Origin of the sequence: Microbacterium sp. Root180, assembly GCF_001428485.1 — a bacterium.
In the GTDB taxonomy this organism is placed as follows: Bacteria; Actinomycetota; Actinomycetes; order Actinomycetales; family Microbacteriaceae; genus Microbacterium.
Map to the genome: position 1 here is coordinate 275164 of NZ_LMHS01000003.1, position 23709 is coordinate 298872.

At 71.4% G+C, this 23709-nt stretch carries 18 protein-coding genes; 6 read left to right on the top strand and 12 right to left on the bottom strand.

All coding sequences use genetic code 11. The features are described from left to right. Positions 1-3: 3 nt before the first annotated feature. Positions 4-702, bottom strand: a complete 699-nt coding sequence (locus ASD93_RS08775) for a uracil-DNA glycosylase (protein WP_056121434.1) — start codon at positions 700-702, stop codon at positions 4-6. Positions 703-875: 173 nt separating this feature from the next. Here ASD93_RS08775 and ASD93_RS08780 point away from each other — a divergent pair, with 173 nt between their 5' ends. Next, positions 876-2360, top strand: a complete 1485-nt coding sequence (locus ASD93_RS08780; RefSeq protein WP_235566920.1) for an MFS transporter — start codon at positions 876-878, stop codon at positions 2358-2360. 134 nt (positions 2361-2494) lie between these two features. On the opposite strand, the gene ASD93_RS08785 is transcribed toward ASD93_RS08780, so the two are convergent. Both ASD93_RS08785 and ASD93_RS08790 read right to left on the bottom strand, forming a co-directional pair. After that, complete coding sequence (locus ASD93_RS08785; protein WP_056121435.1) at positions 2495-3352, bottom strand: hypothetical protein; 858 nt, start codon at positions 3350-3352, stop codon at positions 2495-2497. Then, positions 3349-4143, bottom strand: coding sequence for an SDR family oxidoreductase (locus tag ASD93_RS08790; RefSeq protein ID WP_200950653.1), 795 nt, complete (start codon positions 4141-4143; stop codon positions 3349-3351). Before ASD93_RS08790 ends, ASD93_RS08785 begins: the two co-directional genes overlap by 4 nt. Positions 4144-4291: 148 nt before the next feature. Between ASD93_RS08790 and ASD93_RS08795 the strand changes: the two genes are divergently transcribed. Continuing rightward, positions 4292-5614 (top strand): bifunctional o-acetylhomoserine/o-acetylserine sulfhydrylase, encoded by a 1323-nt coding sequence (locus tag ASD93_RS08795; protein ID WP_056121437.1) that lies wholly within the window; start codon positions 4292-4294, stop codon positions 5612-5614. A 108-nt stretch (positions 5615-5722) separates the two neighbouring features. On the opposite strand, the gene ASD93_RS08800 is transcribed toward ASD93_RS08795, so the two are convergent. After that, positions 5723-6664 carry a hypothetical protein gene (locus ASD93_RS08800; RefSeq protein WP_056121439.1) on the bottom strand — a complete coding sequence of 314 codons (942 nt, stop codon included), beginning with the start codon at positions 6662-6664 and terminating at the stop codon, positions 5723-5725. A gap of 58 nt (positions 6665-6722) precedes the next feature. Between ASD93_RS08800 and ASD93_RS08805 the strand changes: the two genes are divergently transcribed. Continuing rightward, a complete protein-coding gene (locus tag ASD93_RS08805) occupies positions 6723-7742 on the top strand; it encodes a DUF2332 domain-containing protein (protein ID WP_056121441.1) in 1020 nt (339 codons plus the stop codon). 504 nt (positions 7743-8246) lie between these two features. Then, positions 8247-9452: a homoserine O-acetyltransferase MetX gene (gene metX / locus ASD93_RS08810; RefSeq protein ID WP_056121447.1), complete on the top strand. Its 1206-nt coding sequence runs from the start codon at positions 8247-8249 to the stop codon at positions 9450-9452. Between the two features lies 1 nt (position 9453). Here the strand turns inward: metX and ASD93_RS08815 are convergent, their stop codons facing one another. From ASD93_RS08815 to ASD93_RS08835, 5 genes are all read right to left on the bottom strand, one after another. Then, a complete protein-coding gene (locus ASD93_RS08815) occupies positions 9454-10200 on the bottom strand; it encodes an NUDIX hydrolase (protein ID WP_056121448.1) in 747 nt (248 codons plus the stop codon). A 424-nt stretch (positions 10201-10624) separates the two neighbouring features. Then, a complete protein-coding gene (locus tag ASD93_RS08820; protein ID WP_268777954.1) occupies positions 10625-11842 on the bottom strand; it encodes an MFS transporter in 1218 nt (405 codons plus the stop codon). A gap of 68 nt (positions 11843-11910) precedes the next feature. Then, on the bottom strand, positions 11911-12225 hold the full coding sequence (locus ASD93_RS08825; protein ID WP_056121450.1) for an MTH1187 family thiamine-binding protein: 315 nt from the start codon (positions 12223-12225) through the stop codon (positions 11911-11913). Positions 12226-12251: 26 nt separating this feature from the next. Next, positions 12252-13457: a DUF2029 domain-containing protein gene (locus ASD93_RS08830; RefSeq protein ID WP_056121452.1), complete on the bottom strand. Its 1206-nt coding sequence runs from the start codon at positions 13455-13457 to the stop codon at positions 12252-12254. A gap of 97 nt (positions 13458-13554) precedes the next feature. Beyond that, complete coding sequence (locus ASD93_RS08835) at positions 13555-14385, bottom strand: NAD(P)H-hydrate dehydratase (protein WP_056121454.1); 831 nt, start codon at positions 14383-14385, stop codon at positions 13555-13557. Positions 14386-14416: 31 nt separating this feature from the next. Between ASD93_RS08835 and ASD93_RS08840 the strand changes: the two genes are divergently transcribed. Next, on the top strand, positions 14417-15481 hold the full coding sequence (locus tag ASD93_RS08840) for an NADH:flavin oxidoreductase/NADH oxidase (protein WP_056121456.1): 1065 nt from the start codon (positions 14417-14419) through the stop codon (positions 15479-15481). A 326-nt stretch (positions 15482-15807) separates the two neighbouring features. Here the strand turns inward: ASD93_RS08840 and ASD93_RS08845 are convergent, their stop codons facing one another. The 3 genes from ASD93_RS08845 to ASD93_RS08855 form a co-directional block, all read right to left on the bottom strand. Further along, positions 15808-16869 (bottom strand): hemolysin family protein, encoded by a 1062-nt coding sequence (locus ASD93_RS08845; RefSeq protein WP_056121457.1) that lies wholly within the window; start codon positions 16867-16869, stop codon positions 15808-15810. Further along, positions 16866-18197: a hemolysin family protein gene (locus ASD93_RS08850; protein WP_056121459.1), complete on the bottom strand. Its 1332-nt coding sequence runs from the start codon at positions 18195-18197 to the stop codon at positions 16866-16868. The genes ASD93_RS08845 and ASD93_RS08850 overlap by 4 nt, the downstream gene beginning before the upstream one ends. 143 nt (positions 18198-18340) lie before the next feature. After that, positions 18341-19798, bottom strand: a complete 1458-nt coding sequence (locus ASD93_RS08855; RefSeq protein ID WP_056121461.1) for a GuaB1 family IMP dehydrogenase-related protein — start codon at positions 19796-19798, stop codon at positions 18341-18343. Positions 19799-19974: 176 nt separating this feature from the next. Between ASD93_RS08855 and ASD93_RS08860 the strand changes: the two genes are divergently transcribed. Next, on the top strand, positions 19975-23706 hold the full coding sequence (locus ASD93_RS08860) for a multifunctional oxoglutarate decarboxylase/oxoglutarate dehydrogenase thiamine pyrophosphate-binding subunit/dihydrolipoyllysine-residue succinyltransferase subunit (protein ID WP_082569378.1): 3732 nt from the start codon (positions 19975-19977) through the stop codon (positions 23704-23706). The last annotated feature ends 3 nt before the right edge of the window (positions 23707-23709 follow it).

Here is a 23709-nt window from a genome sequence, read left to right on the forward strand (position 1 = left end):
AGCCTACGCTCGGGCGGGGAGGGCCCACTGGACGGGAGGGGCGCCCCGCTCCGCGAGCAGGGCGTTCGCCCGGGAGAACGGCCGGGACCCGAAGAACCCGCGATGGGCCGACAGCGGCGACGGATGCGGGGACTCGATGATCGGCGTCGAACCGAGGAGCGGACGCAGGTTCGCGGCATCCTTCCCCCAGAGGATCGCGACGAGCGGTCCGCCGCGGTCCGCGAGGGTGCGGATCGCGTGCTCGGTGACCCGCTCCCACCCCCAGCCGCGGTGAGACCCGGGCTGCCCTGGGGTGACCGTCAGCACGCGGTTGAGAAGCATCACGCCCTGATCGCTCCAGGCCGAGAGGTCGCCGTGGGCGGCACGCGGCACCCCGAGATCGGCCTCGAGCTCCTGGTAGATGTTCGAGAGGCTGCGCGGCAGCGGGCGCACATGCGGGTCCACCGCGAACGACAGACCGATCGGATGCCCCGGGGTCGGGTACGGATCCTGTCCGACGATGAGCACCCGCACGTCGGACAGCGGGCGCTGGAACGCCCGGAGCACCCGATCACCCGCCGGGAGGTAGGAGCGACCGGCGGCGACCTCGGCGCGCAGCCGCTCGCCGAGCGTCGCGATGTCGGGCGCGACCGGTTCGAGGGCGGCCGCCCACTCCGGGTCGACCAGGCCCGCCGCGGCGAGCTCGGACAGCGTCATCGCCATGCGGCGGCTCCGTGTGAGGGCGGGTCGATCGTCTCGCGCACGCACTCAGACTAGGGCGAACCGACGGGCTTCCACGGGGCACGCGCGGCAGTCTCCGACGCACGCTGCGTCGCGCGACGGCGCGGTCGTCGGAATCTGCAGCGGCGACCGGGCGTGGGGGTATTCTCGGGCTCGTGACCCGCCCCTCGTCCGCCGTCGACCGCCTGCGCGGCTCCGCCCTCGGCATCACCGCCGGCCTCATCGGGTGGTTCGTCCTGGTCGAGGTGACCAGCGGTGTGCTGCAGGGCTACTACGTGCCGCTGTTCAGCGACATCGTCGATCAGCTCGGCATCCACGACTCCGACGTGAACTGGTTCGAGGCGGCGCAGCTGCTGCTCTCGGCGCTCGTCGTGCCCGTGCTCGCCAAGCTCGGCGACATGTACGGCCACAAGCGCATCCTGCTGATCGCGGCGATCCTCACGGCGGGCGCCAGCTGGTGGCTGGTGTTCGCGGGCGACTTCTGGAGCTTCCTGGCCGCGTGGGCGCTGCAGGGCTTCTACGTCGTGTGGCTTCCGCTCGAGATCGCGCTGATCTTCGAGCGCGGTCGGCGTCAGAACCGCGGCGTCTCGATGACGCGCCGCGCGGCCGGGCTGCTCGTGGTGGGCCTTCAGGCCGGCGCGATCATCGGCGCCCTCGCCGCCGGGCGCATCTTCACCGCCACGCAGGATCTCACGCTGACGCTCATGGTCCCGGCGATCGCGGTGACGCTGGTCTGCTTCGTGATCTGGCTGGCCGTGCCCGAGTCCGAGCCGGTGCGCGGACGGCGACTGGACACGTGGGGATTCGTCATCCTGGCGATCGGGCTGCTGCTGGTGACGAGTGCGCTCACGTTCCTGCGGCTCAACGGCGCCGGCTTCGCCCCGGTGTGGCTGCTGCTCGCGCTCGGGATCGTCGCCTTCGTGATCCTCGTGTTCTTCGAGCTGCGTCAGCCCGACCCCGCGATCGACATGCGCGTGCTGCGGCGTCCGGAGATGTGGCCGGTCCAGGCGACGGCGTTCCTCGTCGGCATCAGCCTGCTGGGTGCGCAGGGTCCGCTCTCGACATACGCGGGCACCGACTCCTCACTCGGCTACGGTCTCGGCCTCGACGCCGAAGCACGCTCGTACGTGATCGGCATCTACCTCGTCTCGCTGATCGTCGGCGCGATCCTGTTCGCGGTGACCTCCCGCCGCGCCAACCCCCGAGCGATCCTCATCGTGGCCTCCGCACTCGTCGGCATCGGCTACGCCCTGTTCATCCCGTTCCACGTCGAGCTGTGGCAGGTGCTGCTCAACCTCTCCATCGCGGGTCTCGGATCGGGCGCGCTCGTCGGCGCGCTCCCGGCCGCAGCCGCCGCGGCGGCACCGCACGGCCAGACCGGCATCGCCGCGGCGCTCACCAACACGACGAAGACGATCGGCGGCGCGTTCGCCTCGGCCGTGTTCGGTGTCGTCCTGGCCGCGGGCGCGGGCGTGGTCGCAAGCGAGACCGCCGCCTCGCTCGGTGGTTACATGGCCGTGTGGTCGATCTGCGCCGCCGGCGGATTCCTGGCCGCCGTGCTCCTGTTCTTCGTCCCCAAGGTGGCCTTCGCCGACACCCTCCCCGAGGAAGCGGCAGAGGCCGGGGCTCAGGTCGTCTAGCGCGAGAGCCCTCCACCCCGGCGGCCGCCCGCTCTGCGGAGATCGCCCGTACGACGGAAGCCCTCAGCCCCCGGCATCCTCCGAACGACAGATCTCCGGAGTTGCGGCCACGGCAGGATGCTGCCGCCGCCCGGTCAGGAAGGCGTCGCGGTGGTGGTCATCACGAGCTCGAGGCCGCCCTCGACCGCCGTCAGCTCGAACGCCACCGTCACCGCGACGAGCTCCGCGAGCGAGGCGACGTGCGTGCCACCGCAGGGGATGCGGGCCTCGGCGCCGGGAAGCTCGCACACCCAGGTGCGCCGGTCGGCGAGCGCCGGGCCGTCCGCCTCGATGTGGACGGATCCGCCGGCGGCGATCCATTCGGCGAGGCGACCGTTCACGCGCTGAGCGAGGCTCGCGAGGTCGTCGAGAGCGGCCGGGTCGAATCCCTTGCGACGCAGCGACTTGCCGATGCGATACACGTCGCGGGAGGCGTCGGGGAGGATGCGCGATTCCGAGATCGCCAGGGAGTCGAACGCCGGGGCGCCGAGCGCGTCCGCCGGAACGTCCTTGCGCCAGGCGTCGGCGAGAGCGGCGTCGAGGGCGAGCGAGGCGAGGTGGCAGGCCGTATGACCGGCTGAGAGTGCGGCGCGGTGCTCCGCGTCGACGTGGACCTCGACATCCGCTCCCTCGTCCGGACCGGCGCCGTCGACGACGTGAGCGACCACGAAGGTCCAGCCCTCGGTGCCGGTGCGCACGGGCACGTCGGGTCCGAGGTGGAGATCACCGCCGTCGGTGGCTCCCACGACGGCGTCCACGACCTCGAACACGCGACCGCCCGAACGCAGCGTCCCCCGGTCTGCGGGCTGGTCTGGCCACGCCGTGTCCACCGGGTGGAAGGCCGTCGAGTCCAGCACGATCGCCGTGCGACCGTCGCCGGCCTCGGCGACGTGCACGACCGTTCCCGTGGAGGTCACGGCTCCCGCCGGATAGGTGATCGACGTCGGATTCATGCGTGCGGCACCCCGTCGATGCGGGGACGCAGCGGTCCCCGGGCGAGCAGGTGCTGTGCGGACTGGGCCACCGGGCGCATGGTCACGAGGTCGAGGTTGACGTGTCCGGGCGCCTCGAGCGCGTACGCGATCACGTCGGCGACGTCCTCGGCGGTGAGCGGAGCCTCGACTCCGGCGTACACGCGCTCCGCGGCGGCGGTGTCGCCGCCGAGGCGGTTGGCGGTGAACTCGTCGGTGTGGACCATGCCCGGCGCGATCTCGATGACGCGGATGGGTTCGCCGTTGAGCTCGAGGCGCAGCGCGTGGGCGATCATCGCCTCCGCGGCTTTCGCAGCGTTGTAGCCGGAGCCGCCGGCGTACGCGGTCTGCGCCGCGGTCGAGGTCACGAAGAGCGTGTCGGCGTGCCCGTCCTGCGCGGCCGCGCGTCGCAGCTGCGGGAGCAGCGCGGCCACCAGGCGCTGCGCCGAGAGCACGTTGACGTCGAACATCCACTGCCAGTCGGCGACTCGGCCGTCCTCGACGCGGTCGGCGCCGCGCGCACCGCCGGCCACGTGCACGAGCGAGTGCACCGGCCCCAGGTCCTCGAGGAACGCGGCGAGCGCCTCGACGTCGGCGTCGGAGGTCAGATCGGCCGCGAAGGCCACCGCACCGGTCTCGGCTTCGAGCTCCGCCAGCCGGTCGGCGCGACGGGCCACGGCCACGACCTCCCACCCGCGGGTGCGCAGCGCCCGCGCGGTCGCCTCCCCGATTCCCGAGCTCGCCCCGGTCACCACTGCACGTCTGATCGTCATGCCTCCACGCTACCCACGCGGCGCCCGGCGCGCCGACGCCGGACGTTACGTCACATTTCCGCCTCGTTGTTGACACGGCGCGGCATCCGTACTGTCGATCCGGTCGGGACATTCCGCCCTCGACCACCCGAACCCGCAGGAGCACACGATGTCCGCACCCGAGAACTGGCGCTTCGAGACCAAGCAGATCCACTCCGGCGCTCAGCCCGATCCGGTGACGAAGGCTCGTGCGACCCCGATCTACCAGACCACCTCCTACGTGTTCGACAACGCCGACCACGCCGCGAACCTCTTCGCGCTGGCCGAGTTCGGCAACATCTACACGCGTATCCAGAACCCCACGCAGGCCGTGGTCGAGGAGCGCCTCGCCGCGCTCGAGGGCGGCACCGGTGCCCTTCTCGTCGCGAGCGGCCAGGCCGCGTCGACCTTCGCGATCCTCAACATCGCCGAGGCGGGCGACCACATCGTGTCGTCGAGCTCGATCTACGGCGGCACCTACAACCTCTTCAAGTACACGCTCGCCAAGCTCGGCATCGAGACCACGTTCGTCGAGAACCAGGACGACCCCGCCGAGTGGCGCGCCGCGGTGCGCCCGAACACCAAGCTCTTCTTCGCCGAGACGATCGGCAACCCGAAGATCAACGTGCTCGACATCCGGTCGATCGCCGATGTCGCCCATGAGAGCGGCATCCCGCTGATCGTCGACAACACCATCGCGACGCCGTACCTGATCAAGCCGTTCGAGCACGGCGCCGACATCGTCATCCACTCGGCGACGAAGTTCCTCGGCGGCCACGGCACCACCATCGGCGGCGTCATCGTCGACGGCGGCACCTTCGAGTGGTCGAAGAACGTCGACAAGTTCCCGGGCCTCACCGAGCCCGACCCGTCGTACCACGGCGCGTCGTACACGGCGGCGGTCGGCGACGGTCTCGCGTACATCATCAAGGCCCGCGTGCAGCTGCTGCGCGACCTGGGCGCCGCGATCTCGCCGAACAGCGCCTGGCTGCTCATCCAGGGCATCGAGACGCTGTCGCTGCGCGTCGAGCGTCACGTCCAGAACGCGCAGGACACGGCCGAATGGCTCGAGAACCACGAGGACGTCGCCTCGGTGAACTACTCGGGGCTCCCGACGTCGCCCTGGTACGCCGCGGCCAACAAGTACGCCCCCAAGGGCGTCGGTGCGGTGCTGTCGTTCGAGCTCAAGGGCGGAGTCGAGGCCGGGCGCGAGTTCGTCAACTCGCTCACCCTCTTCAGCCACCTCGCCAACATCGGCGACGTGCGCTCGCTCGTCATCCACCCGGCGTCGACCACGCACTCGCAGCTCACGCCCGAACAGCAGCTCACCACCGGCGTCACGCCGGGCCTGGTGCGCCTGTCGCTGGGTCTCGAGAACATCGACGACCTGAAGGCCGACCTCGAGCAGGCGCTTGCCGCCGCACGGCGCGTGTCGGAGGCCGCTCGCGCCTGACCTCGGTTTCACGACAGCGGATGCCTCGACTCGACCGGTCGAGGCATCCGCTGTTTGTGCGTCGTGGTGTCCGGTGCACGCGTAGCCGGGTCAGCCGTGTCAGGCGGGTCAGGCGGCGTCCCACCACCGCAGGACCCGAAGGGCGCGCAGGGTGACCCAACGGCTCGGGAACCCGTCGTGCTCGCCGTCGAGCGAGAAGAGCGTCGGCCCCTCGTGGTGGTTCTCGAACGGGAAGAGCCCGTTGTCGAGCCGCTTGGCGCGGATGAGCTCGACCGCCTCGGCGCAGCGCGGGTCGCGCTCCGGGCGCGCGAGCCGGAAGTAGTCGAGCGCCCGCAGCACGTCGTAGAACCAGCGCCCGGGAACGGAGGTCATGGTGAATCGCGGATCGACGATCGCGCCGTCGGTCTTGCGGCGGAACAGTCGCCGCTCCAGCAGGTACTCCTCTCCCCGGCGCCGCGCGTCGCGCACCGCGTCGCTGCCGCCGGATGCCTGCTCCCATGCCCACAGCCCCTCGATCGCGCAGATCGTCGAGTGGAACGAGCCCGGCGTCGCGGCATCCTCTTCCCAGCAGTTCCAGCCCCCGTCGGCGTGCTGAGTGGCGAGGATCGTGTCGGCGATGCGACCGGCATCCTGCCCGAAGTACGCACCCGAGGTGAGCGCGATGCCGTTGATGCACGGTTCGGCCTCGCCCTCGAAGTAGAGCTCGCCGTTGTACTCCCAGCGCACGTTGTCGCGCACCAGGCGCACGGCGCGCTCGACCTCGGGCGCAGCGGGGTCGATGCCGAACTCCGTGAGCGACTGAAGGGAGAAGTGCGTCGCCGTCCACGCGTCGTAGAACGGGCGCGACTCGTCGACCCAGCCCGGGCGGTACGTGCCGCCGTCCCACCGGCCGTCGTCGGCCTGCTCGGCGAGCATGCGGGCACCCCACCCCTCGGTCGCGACCTTCGCCCGCTCGGCCGCCACCTCGTCGGGCGCGGCGTCGGTGAGGTCGCGCATCACCTGCCAGCGGATCGAGGGGTCGCCGCTCATGAGGTACTCGATGACGTCCATGCCACGCATGCTAGACCGGCCCGGCGACACCGCCCCGCCGAGCTCGTAGGGTGACCCCATGGGCACCGATCAGCGCGAGCAGATCGCCACCACTTACGACGACTTCGGACGCCGGTGGGCGCGCGGCACGTCGCCCCTGTACGAGGACTGGGCACTGGGCATCTCACAGGATCCGGAGATGCTTGCACGGCTCGCCGCGCTCCCCCGCGCCAAGCAGCAGCCCAACCTCGTGTTCGCCGCGGCGCGCTGGGAGGGTGCCCCGCTCAGCCCGTACCACGAGGTGCGCCCCTGGCTGCTCGAGCACTGGGACCGGATCGCCGCGACCGGCGCCGCCCGCACGGTCCAGACGAACGAGGCGAACCGCTGCGCGACCTGGCTTCCGCCGCTCGCGCGCCTCGGGGGCCCGGTCGCCCTCCTCGAGGTCGGCGCGGCCGCCGGCCTCTGCCTCTTCCCCGACCGCTACAGCGTCGACTACGCCACCCCCTCCGGGATCCGCCGCGTCGATCCTCTGGACGGCCCGAGCGACGTCGCGCTGTCGTGCCGCGTCGATGGCGAGGCATCCGTCCCCGCACATCACCCCGACGTCGTCTCGCGCCGCGGGATCGACCTCGACCCGATCGATGCGGGCGATCCCGACGCCGTCGACTGGCTGACCACCCTCGTGTGGCCCGGTCCCGACCACGACGCCCGGGTGTCGCGGCTGCGCGCGGCCGCCGCGATCGTCGCGGCCGATCCGCCCGTCATCGAGCGCGGCGACCTGCGCGAGAAGGTGACGGATGCCGCGGCCGCCGCACCCGCGGATGCCACCGTCGTCGTCTTCCACAGCGCCGTCCTGCTGTATCTCGACGCCGAGGGTCGCCGCGAGTTCGCCGACCTCATGGCCGGGCTCGGGGACCGGATCGGGCGGCGCGTGGTGTGGCTGTCGAACGAGACGCTCGGCACGCTGCCCGAGATCGATGCGCGCGTCCCGGCGGGGACGGCCACCGACCACCGCTTCGTGCAGACGTGGGACGCCCGGCCGATCGCCCTGGCCGGACAGCACGGCGCGACGTACGAGACGGCGCCGTTCCGCGGCTGATCCGCCGTTGCGGGTTTGAGCCGTCGCCGCGCGGTCGGCCTAACCCCGCGCCGCCGGCCGGCGTCGGCGAACCCCGCCCGGCCGCCTCGCGCGAACCCCGCGCCGCAGCGCGGTGTCGGCCGTACCCCGCGCGGCCGCCCGGCGCGTCGAAAACCGAGGAGAATCGCCGGCCGAAGGCTCGGGTCCGGGGTCGAACCCGCCGTTTTTTCCTCCGTTCTCGACGCGTATCAGTAGGGCCCCCCGGTGTCGGCCGAACCCCGCGCGGCCGCCCCGCGCGAACCCCGCGCCGCAGCGCGGTGTCGGCCGAACCTCGCGCGGCCGCCCGGCGCGAACCCCGCGCCGCAGCGCGGTGTCGGCCGAACCTCGCGCGGCCGCCCGGCGCGTCGAAAACGGAGGAGAATCGCCGGCCGAAGGCTCGGGTCCGGGGTCGAACCCGCGGGTTCTCCTCCGTTCTCGACGCGTAACAGTCGGACCGCCCCCGTCGGCACCGGAGAGAATGGGCGAATGGACTGGCAGACCTCCGAAGACACCGTGCCCTCGGCACCGGTGACGGAGGCGGACGCCCGCTCTCTCCTCGGGCGCCCGCCCGCGACCGGAGCATGGCGGGACGGCGACCCCGTCGGCGAGCGGCAGTTCGCGGCGTTCGGGTCGTTCCGCACCGAGGGCGGCCGAGAGCTGCCGGCGTACCGGCTCGCGTTCGAGTCCTGGGGTGAGCTCAACGCCGCACGCGACAACGCGGTGCTGGTGCTCCACGCGCTGACCGGCGACAGCCACGTGCGCGGACCGGCCGGTCCGGGGCATCCGACCACCGGGTGGTGGGACGACATCGTGGGGCCAGGGGCCCCCATCGACACCGATCGCTGGTTCGTCGTGGCACCGAACATGCTCGGGGGCTGCCAGGGTTCCACCGGTGCCGCGAGCATCGCGCCCGACGGGTACGAGTGGGCGTCGCGGTTCCCCTATCTGACGATCCGCGATCAGGTCGCTGCGCAGGTGCGGCTCGCCGACGCCCTCGGCATCGACGTGTGGGCAGCCGTCGTGGGCGGCTCCATGGGCGGGATGCACGCCCTCGAGTGGGCCGTCGGGCTCCCCGACCGCGTCGAGCGGGTCGGCATCCTGTCCGCCCCGCCCATCAACACGGCCGACCAGATCGCGCTCAACTCCGTGCAGATCGAGGCGATCCGCATCGATCCGCGCTTCCAGTCGGGCGAGTACTACGACGCCGCCGACGGCGACGGGCCCACGCGCGGCCTCGCCCTCGCCCGGCGGATGGCGCTGCTGAACTACCGGTCTCCGACCGAGCTGAATCAGAGGTTCCAGCGCTCGTGGCAGTCCGGCGTGAGCCCGCTCGGCCACGGCGGACGCTTCGCCGTCGAGTCGTATCTCGACTTCCACGGCAACAAGTTCACCCGCCGCTTCGACGCGAACAGCTACATCACCCTCGTCGAGGCGATGAACTCCCACGACGTCGGACGCGACCGCGGCGGCATCGACGACGCCCTCGCGCGTGTCACGGCTCGCGCCCTCGTGCTCGGCATCGACACCGACCGGCTGTTCCCCATCGAAGGCCAGCACCGCATCGCGCGCGGCATCCGGAGCACCCTCGACGGCGACAGCGCCGTTGTGCTCACGAGCGACTTCGGTCACGACGGCTTCCTCATCGAGACGCACCTCGTCGGCGCGCACGTGCGCCGGCTCCTGGAGTCCTAGCTCACGCGTCCCGCGCGTACCGCCACGGGAGTGCGCCGATCTCGAGCCGGTGACGGGATCCGGATGCCGCGTCCCCGGCATCCGCTTCGTATTCGGCGTCGCCGCGCCACAGCAGGATCGGTCCTTCGGCTCCCCGCCGGGCGACGGTCTCGAAGCGCTCGACGCCTGCCATTCGGGCCGCGGGCCGCACGGACTCGGCACGCGGATGCCCCGTCAGCCCGTGGAGGGTGACCCACGTCGGGGGGTAGAGGGTGAGCTCGCCGCGGCTGTGGCGGGCGAGGAGTTCGGCCGGCCGCGCCCACTCCGCCGCGACGGCCTCGGCGGGCTGCAGCCGCAGGGCGCCGGACGGCGCGACGGCGACGAAGAACCAGGTGCGGATGCGCAGCGCGATGCCCGGCGGCGGATCCCAGCACGACAGCGTCACGAGGTCGGCGGGATCGAGCATGAGCCCCGTCTCCTCGGCGGTCTCGCGCACGCCCGCTCGGCGAGCCGACTCCTCCTCGGACTCGGCGAGGTCGGCCGGTTCGAGCTTGCCGCCGGGGAAGACCCACGCCCCCGCGAACGAGCCGCGGTCGGGACGCTCGATGAGCAGCACTTCCGGGCCGGCGGGCGCATCGCGCAGGAGCACCACGGTCGCCGCGACCGGGATGTCGGGATCGGCGCCGTCGTGCGGCGTGCGGGCCCGCGCCTGGTCGATCGAGTCCGCGACGGCGCGCAGCGCGCGGTCTGCGGGGGTCTGCTCCGACACGCGACCCACTCTAGGCGGAAGGCCTTCTGCCCGCTGCCCGTGCACAACTCCGGAAGAACGGGGCTGTCGTGGCCGCGCATCGCCGGGAATCCGGGGATCTACGTCGGCGCACGAAGCGGATTGCCGGAGTTGTGCACGCCGTGCCGAGCCATGCCGAGGCCGAGCCCAGCCGTGCCGGGCCCAGCCGCGCCCAGCCGTGTCGAGGCCGGGCCAAGTCGAGGCGGAAGGTCTTCGGCCCCGCTGCCCGTGCACAACTCCGGAAGAACGGGGCTGTCGTGGCCGCGCATCGCCGGGAATCCGCGGATCTACGTCGGCGCACGAAGCGGATTGCCGGAGTTGTGCGCGGCCGCCGAGCGCTGCGCGGCCCCGGCGTGGCCGTGCGCGGCGCCGGGGCTCCGACCGACGCCGTGCGTCACGGCCCGCCTCAGGCCGCGACGAGCGCCCGCCGTCGCTCGAGGGCCAGGCTGAACACGGCGAGGGCGAGGCCGCCGAGCGCGAGCAGCACCCCGACCCACGCGGGGGCGACGTAGCCCCAGCCCGCGGCGATCACCACGCCGCCGAGGAACGCGCCGACGCTGTTGCCGATGTTGAGCGCCGAGTGGTTGAGCGCGGCGGCGATCGACTGGTTGTCGCCGGCGACGTCCAGCAGGCGGGACTGGATCGTCGGGCTCAGCGCCGACGAGACGAATCCCGTCGCGAAGGCGAACAGCCCGACCGCCCAGATCCACTGCGCCGTCAGTGCGAACAGAGCGAGCACGACGGTGAGCGCGATCAGTCCGCCGATCAGCGTGCGCTTGAGGTCGACGTCGGCGAGATGGCCGCCGACGAGGTTTCCGATCGTCATGCCGAGGCCCATCACTACGAGGATGAGCGGCACGACCCACTCCGGTGACCCGGTGACCTCGGTGACGACCGATGCGACGTAGCTGTAGACCGCGAAGAACCCGCCGAAGCCGATCGCCCCCACGCCGAGCGCGAGCCAGACCTGCCCGACGCGGAAGACCTTCAGCTCCTGACGGAGCGTGCGACCGGGCTCGCCCTCATGGGCGGGCACGAACAGCGCGATGAGGAGGGTGGCCAGGGCGAAGATCCCCGCGACGACCATGAACGCCGCACGCCAGCCCACCTGCTGCCCGAGGAAGGTGCCGAGCGGCACGCCTACCACATTGGCCACGGTGAGCCCGGTGAGCACGAACGCGACGCCCTTGGCCCGATTGCCGGGGCCGAGCACGTCCGCGGCGACGAGCGCGCCGATGCCGAAGAAGGCGCCGTGGGGCAGGCCCGCGAGGAATCGGGATGCCGCGACCAGCTCGAACGTCGGGAGCAGGAACGTGAGCGCATTGAACGCCGCGAGCACGAGGGCGAGTCCGATCATGACGCGGTGGCGCGGGTACTTCGCCACGCTGCCCGCGATGGTCGGCGCGCCGACGACGACGCCGAGCGCGTAGAGGGTGATGAGCCACCCCGCCTGCGCGACGGCATCCGCAGGGTTCGACGCCCACTGGGCGGGGAGGAGATCCTCGGCGATGTTCGGCAGCAGGCCCATGACGACGAACTCGGTCATGCCGATGCCGAAGCTGCCGACGGCGAGGGAGAGGAGCGCCCACGTCGCCGCACCCCTCGTCAGATTCGAGGAGGTCACCCGGTCATGCTAGCCGCGGGAGCGGCATCCTGTCGAATCGATTCGACACTGATGCCGCAGCGCGTCGCTCACACGTCGCGCTGCTCCTCGATGGCAGCCTCGAGACGCTCGACCTTGCCCTCGAGCTCGCCCGTCCAGCCGGGCCGGATGTCGGCCTTGAGCACGAGCGAGACCCTCGAGCCGAACGGCTGGACGGCCTCGGTGGCGCGTCTGACGACGTCGAAGACCTCGTCCCACTCCCCCTCGATCTCGGTGAACATCGAGGTGGTGCGATGAGGAAGGCCGCTGTCGCGGACGACGCGGACCGCCGCGGCCACGGCGTCGTGCACGGAGCCGTCCGCGTGTCCGGTGCCGCTGGGAGCGACGGAGAAGGCGACGAGCATGGGAACCTCCGAGGGGTCGATGGATTTCAGGATGCGAGGCGGGAGAGCGCGCGGCGCGGAGCCCGCACGACACCCACCACCGCCCACACCAGCAGCGCGATCAGCAGGAGATTGCGCAGGGTCAGGACGGCGGCGGCGATTCCGTCCGCGACGATCAGGCGGTCGTAGAGGAGGGGATACACCAGCTGCGTCAGCAGCGCCGCAGCGAGTCCGGCGATCGCCGCGCCCCACCAGCGCCGGCGATCCAGCACGAGCCCGATCGCGATCGGCGTGACGATCCAGGTGAGGAACTGGGGCGAGCCGACCTTGTTGAACACGATGAAGGCGAGCACGAGGGCGAGCGCGAGCGGCGGGAACAGCGCCGCGAATCTCGCGCCACGCCACGCCTGCACGGCTCCGAGCGCCGCGACCGCGAGCACTGCGAGCAGCAGCAGCGGTGTCATCGCCGCGATCACGGCATCGACGTTCGAACCGGTGACCTGGAAGGTGAGGATGTCGGAGTCGTAGTAGATCGACGCCCCCTCGACGCCGGCCACTGCCTGCCAGAGATACCACGCGGTCACGGGCGCCTCGAGCTGGAGCCCGCGACCGGTCTGCCCGGCGACGAATCCGAAGGCGAACACTCCCCCGCCCGCGGCAACGATCGCCACGAGGGTGAGACCGGAGACGATGACGGCGCCGGCGAGGACGACGAGCCGCCGACGCACGGCGATCACGGCGGCGGCGAGAAGAGCGGCGGGCCACACCTTCATCCAGGTCGCGACCGCCAGCAGCATCGACGCGAGGAGCGGGCGACCGACGAGCCAGAGCACGCCGGCGAGCGCGAGCGGCACCGTCACGGCATCGAGCCGGTACATGCCGACCGGGCCGAGGAGCAGGATGAACAGAAGCCAGAAGGCCGCCGCGATCGTGCGGCCCTGCGATCGCCCGCGCCCCACGAGCAGCGCGAACGCGAGGGCGTTCAGCGCCGTCACCAGGATCGCCCAGGCGACCTCGTAGCCGGCGATCCACGCCAGACCGCGCGCGAGCACCAGAGGAACGATCGCCAGCTGCGGATAGATCCACTCCTGCGAGATCCCCATGATCCAGCCGCTCTCGACCGCCGCGGTCACCCACGGCCGGTAGACGAGGGTGACGTCGCCCATCGGCGCGTTCGGCTCGATGAAGCCGAGGGCCGCCACGGCGACGTGCACCACGGCGAACCCGATCCACAGCCACGCTCGCCTCGACACCCGGCAATCCTATTTCGCGCCGCGCTCCCGACCCGGCGCCGCGTCAGACCGCGTCGAGCGCGTCGGCGTCGCGCAGCGCTCCCGACCCGACGCCGCGTCAGACCGCGTCGAGCGCTTCGGCGACGGCACGGGGCAGCGACTGCGCGACGTCGAGCGCGGTCACGGGCCCGCCGCCGCATGCGGCCGACGCGAGACGTCCGGCATGCCCGTGCAGCCAGGCGCCGGACGCGGCGAGCGCGGCGAGGGACGCGGCATCCGTCGACCGCTCCCCCGCGAACGCGGCGACGAGCGCGCCGATCACGCCGGCGAGCACGTCGCCGGTGCCCGCCGTCGCGAGCCAGGGCGTGCCCGCCGACACCTCGATGACGGAGCCGTCGGGCGACGCCACGATCGTGGACGAGCCCTTGAGGAGCAGCACCGCCCCGATGGCCTCGGCCGTTTCGCGCGCCGAGGCCGCGCGGTCGGCTCCCGCGTGCCCGAGGCCCAGCGCCGAGCGCAGCCGTGCATGCTCGCGCTCATGCGGGGTGAGGATCCGCGGCGCCGTGGCGTCCGTCGCGAGATCGAGGGCGCCGGCGTCGACGATCACCGGGTCGGTGTCGTGCAGGATGCCGCGCAAGACCTCCGTCTCGGTCGACGTGCGGGTGGCGGCATCCGTTCCCGAGCCGATCACCCACGCCTGCACGCGCCCTTCGGCCGCGACCGTCTCCGGGCGGCGCGACAGCACGAGCGACGTCGGGCGCTCCGGGCCGAGGTAGCGCACCATGCCCACCCCGGTGCGCCAGGCCGCCTCGACGCCGAGGACCGCCGCGCCCGGGTAGGCGTCGGACCCGGTGCGGATGCCGAGCACGCCACGGGAATACTTGTCGTCGGAGGCCGTTGGCCTTCGCAGGACGCGTCCGGCGTCCGTCGCCGTCCATGACCGGATCATGGCGCCACCCTACCCGCGGAGACTCCCCCGAATGAGCACCCTCTTCACGCCCCTGTCGCTGCGCGACCTGACGTTGCGAAATCGGCTGTGGGTCTCGCCGATGTGCCAGTACAGCGCCGTGGAGGGGGTGCCGCAGGAGTGGCACCACACGCACCTCGCGCAGTTCGCCTCGGGCGGTGCCGGGCTCGTGATCGCCGAGGCGACCGCGGTCTCGCCGGAGGGCCGGATCTCCCCGGACGACACCGGACTGTGGACCGACGCGCAGCGCGACGCGTGGGAGCCGATCGTGTCCGCCATCCGCTCGCGCGGGGCCGTCGCCGCCGTGCAGCTGGCGCACGCCGGACGCAAGGCCTCCACGTGGTCGCCGTTCTCCGGACGCCGCGGCACGGTCGTCGCGGCCGACGGCGGCTGGAACACGGTCGCCCCGTCGGCCGTCGCGTTCGACGGGTTCGCGGAGCCCGCCGCGCTCGAGGTCGCCGGTATCGACCGCGTCGTCGCCGACTTCGGCTCCGCGGCCCGCCGCGCCGTCGCCGCCGGGTTCGAGGTGCTCGAGATCCACGCCGCCCACGGCTACCTGATCCACCAGTTCCTCTCCCCGCTGTCCAACCTGCGCGAGGACGAATACGGCGGCTCGCTCGAGAATCGTGCGCGCCTGCTCCTGCGCGTGATCGATGAAGTGACGGATGCCGCTCCCGGCATCCCGCTGCTCGTGCGGTTCTCCGCCACCGACTGGGCCGACGGCGGGTGGGACGCCGACCAGACCGCCGTCGTCGCGCGCTGGTCGGCCGAGCGCGGTGCCGACTTCTTCGACATCTCCAGCGGCGGCCTCGTCGCGCACCAGCGGATCACGACCGGTCCCGGCTATCAGGTCGACCTCGCGGCTCGGGTCCGCCGTGAGGCGGGCGTGCCGGTGAGCGCCGTCGGCATGATCGACGACGCCGCGCACGCCGAGCGGATCCTCGCCGCCGGCGAGGCCGACGCGATCATGGCCGGGCGCGAGTGGCTGCGCGACCCGCACTACGGTCTGCGCGCAGCCGACGAGCTCGGCGCCGACATCGACTACTGGCCGAAGCAGTACGCCCGCGCCCGGCGCTGACGCGTGGCCGGCGGCGCGGGCACGCCTCGGCGCATAACTCCTGCACTCTCGCCCGTCCGATGCGCGGGCACTCCGTGATTCCGCACCACGGGCGCCGCCCAACCTGGAAAGTGCAGGAGTTATGCGCCGCGATCGCGCGGGCGCGCCGCGATCGCGCCGCGGCGGCGCGGGCAAGCCCCGGCGGCATCCAGGGGTTTGGGGCGCACATCATCCGTTGGGGCGCACATCGTGCGCCCCAACGGATGGATGCCGCCCCAAACCCGGCCGGCCCCACCCCAAACCCGGCCAGCCCCGCCCCAAACCCGGCCGACCCGACCGACCCGGGCTCAGCGGCCGAGGCCGCGACGCGTCGCGTCCTGCACCTCTCCGATGAGCTCCTCGATGATGTCCTCCAGGAACAGCACCGCGGTGGTCTCGCCCTCGGCGTTGCGCACCTGGGCGAGGTGACGCCCCGCGCGGCGCATGACCGCCAGCGCGTCCTCCAGATCGGTGGTCTCGAGGACCGGCACCATGTGGTGGATGCGCTTGGCCGGGATCGGACGGGCGACATCGGTGGCGGCATCCGGCCCCTCAGCGGCCTGCAGGATGTCCTTCAGGTGCACGTAGCCCACGGGCGTGCGCGTGTCGTCCACGATCACGTAGCGCGAGAACCCGTGCTTCGAGACGGCGCGCTCGATCTCGTGGGGCGTCGTCGTCTCGGGCAGCGTCACCAGGTCGGCCAGCGGCACGGCGATCTCGGCCGCCTTCTTGTCGGTGAACTCGACCGCCGCGGCCACCGTGCCGGCGAGGTCGTCGAGGACGCCCTCGATCCGCGACTGGTTCACGATCGTGGCGACCTCCTCGAGCGTGAAGGTCGATGCGGCCTCGTCCTTCGGCTCCACGCGGAACAGGCGCACGATGTGGTTCGCGATCCAGTTCAGCGTGACGATCACCGGATGGAAGACCTTCGACACCCACACGAGCGGCGTCGCGAGCATCAGCACGGCGCGGTCGGGAATCGAGAACGCGAGGTTCTTCGGCACCATTTCGCCGAACACGACGTGCAGGTACGAGACGAGCAGCAGGGCGATGACGAAGGCGATCGTGTCGACGGCGCCCTCCGACAGGCCCGTGAGCGCGAGCGGCTCCGCGAGCAGGTGGTGGATCGCCGGCTCGGACACGTTCAGGATCAGCAGCGAGCAGATCGTGATGCCCAGCTGGCTCGTCGCGAGCATCAGGGTCGCGTGCTCCATCGCGTACAGCGCGGTCTTGGCGGAACGCGATCCCTTCTCGGCCAGCGGCTCGATCTGCGAGCGGCGGGCCGAGATGACGGCGAACTCCGCGCCGACGAAGAAGGCATTCGCGATGAGGAGCACCACGAGCCAGGCGAGTCCGGCCCAATCGTTCATCGCGATTCACCCCCTTCCATCGCCGCCGCGTCGTGCGGCATGGGCGTGGGGGTGAAGCGCACGCGGTCGACCCGTCGGCCGTCCATGCGCTGCACTTCGATCGCGCCGTCCTCGGTCTCGATGCGGTCGCCCACGACGGGGATGCGCTCGAGGACGCTCATGATGAACCCGCCGACCGTGTCGTACACGTCGCCTTCGGGAATGCGGATGCCGGTGCGATCGAGCACCTCGTCGGGGCGGAGCTCGCCGGGGAACAGGATGGAGCCCTCCGCCCGGACGATGCCGGCCCGTCGGCGATCGTGCTCGTCCAGCACCTCGCCGACGATCTCCTCGACGAGGTCCTCGAGGGTGACGACGCCGGCCGTGCCGCCGTACTCGTCGACGACGACCGCCATCTGGTATCCGCGCGCTCGCAGCTCCGACACGAGCACGTCCAGGTGCACGGCCTCGGGGATGCGCAGCGGCTCGGTCGCCAGGGCGCCCGCCGGCACGTCCGTACGGCGGTCGCGAGGCACGCCGACGGCGGCCTTCAGGTGCACGATGCCGGTGATGTCGTCCATCGAGTCGTCGTAGACGGGGAAGCGGCTGTGCCCGGTGCGGCGGGCGAGCTGGATGACATCCTCGGCCGAGTCGTCGGCGGAGACCGCGTGGATGCTGGGGCGCGGCGTCATGACGTCCGCCGCGCTGAGGCGGGCGAAGGTCAGGCTGCGGTCCAGGAGCGACGCGGTGTCCTCCTCCAGCACGCCGGCGCTCGCGGAGCGGCGCACGAGGCTGGAGAGCTCCTCGGCCGTGCGGGCGCCCGACAGCTCCTCCTTGGGCTCGATTCCCACCGCCCGGAGCACGCCGTTGGCGCTGCCGTTGAGCACGACGATCGCGGGGCGGAACACCGTGGTGAACGCCACCTGGAAGGGCATGACGAGCTTGGCCGTCTCTCGCGGGATGGCCAGCGCGAAGTTCTTCGGAACCAGCTCGCCGATGATCATCGAGAAGATCGTGGCGACCGAGACGGCGATGATGACCGCGAGCGGGCTCACGAGCCCCTCAGGCAGACCCCACGCGGTGAAGACGGGGCGCAGCAGGTTCGAGATCGCCGGCTCCATCGTGTAGCCGGTGAGAAGCGTGGTCAGCGTGATGCCCAGCTGCGCGCTGGAGAGATGGGTCGAGGTGATCCGCAGTGCGCTGATGGTCAGCGAGAGGCGGGTTTCGCCGGCCTCTCGGCGGGCCTCGAGATCGGCGCGGTCGAGGTTGACCAGCGCGAACTCGCTCGCGACGAACAGGCCGGTCCCGACCGTGAGCAGGAGCCCCACGCCCAGCATGACGTAATCCATCACGCATCACCCCCGATGGAACGGGAGGCGGGTCGGTGGGGCGATCGTCTGCAACTGGGGGGGTCGTCCATCGTGCCGACCAGTCTAGGGCAGGGATTCCGACGGATGCCGGGCCCCGGCATCCGTCCGCGGCCCGGCTTTCGTCACCAGCTGACGGGAAGCGCCTTGCCCTCTTCGTAGCCGGCGGCGGACTGCAGACCGACACGCGCACGGTCGTGGAACTCGGGGACCGTGGCGGCCCCCGCGTAGGTGAACGACGACCGCACGCCCGACGTGATCATGTCGAGAAGATCCTCGAGGCCGGGGCGGAGGGGGTCGAGGTAGATCTTCGACGACGAGATCCCCTCGGCGAACAGCTCCTTGCGTGCGAGCTCGTAGGGGTCGAGCCGGCCGAAGCGCTCGTGCACGGCCTTGGTCGAGGCCATGCCCCACGACTCCTTGTAGGTGCGGCCGGACGCGTCGACCTGCAGCTCGCCGGGAGCCTCGATGGTGCCCGCGAACCACGAGCCGATCATGACGGATGCCGCGCCCGCGGCGAGCGCCAGGGCGACGTCGCGGGGGTAGCGCACCCCGCCGTCCGCCCACACGTGCGCGCCCATGATGCGCGCGGCCTCGGCGGTCTCGAGCACCGCGGAGAACTGCGGACGGCCGACCGCCGTCATCATGCGGGTCGTGCACATGGCGCCGGGACCGACGCCGACCTTGAGGATGTCCGCGCCGGCGGTCACCAGATCGTGCACGCCCTCCGCGGTCACGATGTTGCCCGCGGCGATCGGGATGCCGAGGTCGAGGTCGGCGACCGCGCGCAGGGCACGCAGCATCCCCTCCTGGTGACCGTGGGCGGTGTCCACGACGAGCACGTCCACGCCCGCCCCGGCGAGAGCCCGGGCCTTCGCGGCGACATCGCCGTTGATGCCGATCGCGGCGGCGACGATGAGCCGTCCCGACGCGTCGACGGCCGGGCGGTACAGGGTCGATCGCAGTGCGCTGCGGCGCGAGAGCGTGCCGACGAGGTGCCCGTGGTCGACGACGCACACGGTCTCGGCACCCGCGGCGACGATCACGTCGAACGCGTGTCGCGCGCTCTCGATGTCCACCGCGTCGACGGATGCCGTGCGCCCGCGTGCCAGGTCGCCCAGGCGAGCGTCCGGCAGGGCCGTGCCCAGGCGCGTGGCCGGGACCACCCCGAGGATGTCGCCGATGTCGAGCGTGCCGGCTGCGGCATCGGCCACCACGATGCCGTGACCCTCGGTCGCCGGAAGCAGCCGGGCGGCATCCGCCACCGTCGCGTCGGGCGGGAGCACGAGCGGGGTGTCCCACGGCACCGGCTGCGACTTGACCCAGCGGATGGCCGCGTCGAGCTCCTGGAGCGGCATGTCCTGAGGGAGCACGCCGAGCCCGCCGCGACGGGCCAGCGTCGCCGCCAGGCGAGCGCCGGTGACCGAGTTCATGTTGGCCGACACCAGGGGGATCGTCGCTGTCGTCCCGTCCCGGGGCGACAGGTCGACGTCGAGCCGGCTGGTGATCGAAGATCGCCGGGGCACGAGGAAGACATCGGAATACGTCAGATCGACGTCGGGGCGGTCGCCGTAGAACTCCATGTCCGTCAAGGGTAGTGACACTTCCTGTACAGCTCACGATGCGCGTTCTTTCAGGCGGCTCACCGCCTGGGCCGGATTCGGAACGCCAGACTGGGTTACGCTTGAGAGTCGTGCGGGAGGGGCCTTCGGGAGCCCTCGCACTCCAGATCTTCACCGATGAAAGCAGGCGATTCAGCGTGTCGAGCCAGGTGACGGGCGTCGGGGTTTCGAACGAAGGCGAGTTCGGAGCCAACGAGTGGCTCGTCGACGAGCTGTACGAACAGTTCAAGATCGACCGTAACTCGGTCGACAAGGCGTGGTGGCCGGTCCTCGAGGCCTACCACCCGGTCGACGAGGCCGACACCGCGCCCCCGCCGCCGGTGCCCACGCAGCAGGCCTCCGAGGGGGCGAGCCCGTCCGCGACGACGGCGTCCTCGAACGAGCCGCGCCCGGTGACCGCGCCCGTGCCGATCATCGGCGCGCAGCCGGTGGCTCGCACCACCGCCCGTCCGGCGGCACCGCAGCCGATCCCCGCGCAGGCGCCGAAGGTCGAGCCCTCCGCGTCCGCCGAAGCCGCCGACGACCAGGTCACCGTGCTGCGCGGCATGCCCAAGACGCTCGCGGCCAACATGGACGAGTCGCTGACGGTGCCGACGGCGACCAGCGTGCGCACCGTCCCGGCCAAGCTGATGATCGACAACCGCATCGTCGTCAACAACCACATGGCCCGCACGCGCGGCGGCAAGGTCAGCTTCACCCACCTCATCGGTTGGGCGATCATCCGGGCGCTCAAGGAGATCCCGAGCCAGAACGTGTTCTACGCCGAGATCGACGGCAAGCCCTCGGTCGTGGCGCCCGCGCACGTCAACCTCGGCATCGCGATCGACCTGCCCAAGCCCGACGGCACCCGTGCCCTCCTCGTGCCGAGCATCAAGCGCGCCGACCAGCTCAGCTTCAGTGAGTTCCTCACGACCTACGAGGACCTCGTCACCCGCGCCCGCAGCAACAAGCTCACCGCAGCCGACTTCCAGGGCACGACGATCTCGCTCACCAACCCGGGCGGCATCGGCACGGTGCACTCGGTGCCGCGCCTCATGAAGGGCCAGGGCTGCATCGTCGGCGCCGGTGCCCTCGAGTATCCCGCGGAGTTCCAGGGCGCGAGCGACAAGACCCTCAACGAGCTCGCGATCGGCAAGACGATCACGCTCACCAGCACGTACGACCACCGCGTCATCCAGGGCGCGGGATCGGGCGAGTTCCTCAAGCGCGTCCACGAGCTGCTGATCGGTCAGCGCAACTTCTACGACGACATCTTCGCCGCGCTGCGCATCCCGTACGCTCCGATCCACTGGGCCCCCGACATCAACGTCGACCTCGCGGAGCGCGTCGACAAGCAGGCGCGCGTGCAGGAGCTCATCAACTCGTTCCGCGTGCGCGGCCACCTGATGGCCGACATCGATCCCCTCGAGTACGTGCAGCGCACGCACCCCGACCTCGAGATCGAGCAGCACGGACTGACGTTCTGGGACCTCGACCGCGAGTTCGTCACCGGCGGCTTCGGCGGAAAGCGCACGATGAAGCTGCGCGACATCCTCGGCGTGCTGCGTGACTCCTACTGCCGCACGATCGGCATCGAGTACATGCACATCCAGGACCCCGAGCAGCGCCGGTGGTTCCAGGAGAACGTCGAGCTCAAGTATCAGAAGCCCGGCCACGCCGAGCAGCTGCGCATCCTCGACAAGCTCAACCAGGCCGAGGCGTTCGAGACGTTCCTTCAGACCAAGTACGTCGGGCAGAAGCGCTTCAGCCTCGAGGGCGGCGAGTCGCTCATCCCGCTGCTCGACGAGATCCTCCAGGGCGCCGCCGAGGCGGGCCTCGACGGCGCGGCCATCGGCATGGCCCACCGCGGCCGCCTCAACGTGCTGACGAACATCGGCGGGAAGACCTACGGCCAGGTCTTCCGCGAGTTCGAGGGTTCGGTCGCCATCGGCTCGAAGAGCGGATCCGGCGACGTCAAGTACCACCTGGGCACCGAGGGGACCTTCGTCGCGGACCACGGCGAGGAGCTCCCCGTCTACCTCGCCGCGAACCCGTCGCATCTCGAGACGGTCGACGGCGTGCTCGAAGGCATCGTCCGCGCGAAGCAGGATCGCAAGCCCATCGGCACCTTCTCGTGGCTGCCGATCCTCGTCCACGGCGATGCGGCGTTCGCCGGTCAGGGGGTCGTGGTCGAGACGCTCCAGATGTCGCAGCTGCGGGGCTACCGCACCGGCGGCACGGTCCACGTCGTCGTCAACAACCAGGTCGGCTTCACGACGACGCCCATCGACGCGCGCACCTCGGTGTACTCCACCGATGTCGCCAAGACGATCCAGTCGCCGATCTTCCATGTGAACGGCGACGACCCCGAAGCCGTCACCCGGGTGTCGCAGCTGGCCTTCGCGTACCGCGAGCGCTTCCACCGCGACGTCGTGATCGATCTCGTCTGCTACCGCCGCCGCGGTCACAACGAGGGCGACGACCCGTCGATGACCCAGCCGCTCATGACCAACCTCATCGAGGCGAAGCGCTCGGTGCGGCGTCTCTATACGGAGGCGCTCGTCGGTCGCGGCGACATCACCGAAGAGGAGTACGACAAGGCGAAGCAGGACTTCCAGAACCGCCTCGAGATCGCCTTCGCCGAGACGCACGCCGCCGAGACGGGTTCGTCGCCGGTGATTCAGGCGGATGCCGCGGATGACGCGGACGACGACGCCGCAGTGGGCGAGCCCGAGACGACCGGCGTGACGCGCGAGGTCGTGCACCTCATCGGCGATGCCTTCGTCAACAAGCCCGAGGGCTTCACGGTGCACGCCAAGCTCCAGCAGCTCCTCGACAAGCGTCTCGACATGAGCCGCAACGGCTCGATCGACTGGGCCTTCGGCGAGCTCCTCGCGTTCGGCTCGCTCCTCCTCGAGAAGACGAACGTGCGCCTCGCCGGGCAGGACGCCCGCCGTGGCACGTTCGTGCAGCGCCACTCCGTGCTGCACGATCGTGCGAACGGACAGGAGTGGATCCCACTCTCGAACCTCGCCGCCGACCAGGGTCGCTTCTGGGTGTACGACTCGCTCCTCAGCGAGTACGCGGCGATGGCTTTCGAGTACGGTTTCTCCGTCGAGCGCGCCGATTCGCTCGTCCTGTGGGAGGCCCAGTTCGGCGACTTCGCCAATGGAGCGCAGTCGGTCGTCGATGAGTTCATCTCGTCCGCCGAGCAGAAGTGGGGTCAGCAGTCGAGCGTCGCTCTGCTCCTGCCGCACGGCTACGAGGGCCAGGGGCCGGACCACTCGTCGGCGCGCATCGAGCGCTACCTCCAGATGTGCGCACAGGACAACATGACCGTCGCACGACCGTCGACGCCGGCGTCGTACTTCCACCTGCTGCGCCGCCAGGCCTACGCGCGTCCCCGCCGTCCGCTGATCGTGTTCACGCCGAAGGCGATGCTGCGCCTGCGCGGCGCCACCAGCCCGGTCGACGACTTCATCTCCGGTCGTTTCGAGCCGGTGCTCGACGACGACCGTGGTCTCGAGAGGGACGCCGTGAAGCGCGTGCTCCTGCACGCCGGCAAGATCCACTGGGATCTGCGCGCCGAGCTCGACAAGAATCCGAACCCCGAGATCGCGCTCGTGCGCCTGGAGCAGTTCTACCCGTCGCCGGTCGCCGAGCTCAACGCGGTGATCGACCAGTACCCGAACGCCGAGCTGGTGTGGGTGCAGGACGAGCCCGAGAACCAGGGCGCATGGCCGTTCATCGCGCTCGAGCTGAGCAAGCACCTGCACGGGCGCACGGTGCGTCGCGTGTCGCGCGCGGCCGCCGCCTCGACGGCGACCGGCTCGCCGAAGGTGCACGCGGCCGAGCAGGCCGCGATCCTGAAGAAGGCTCTGACGCTGTAGCGG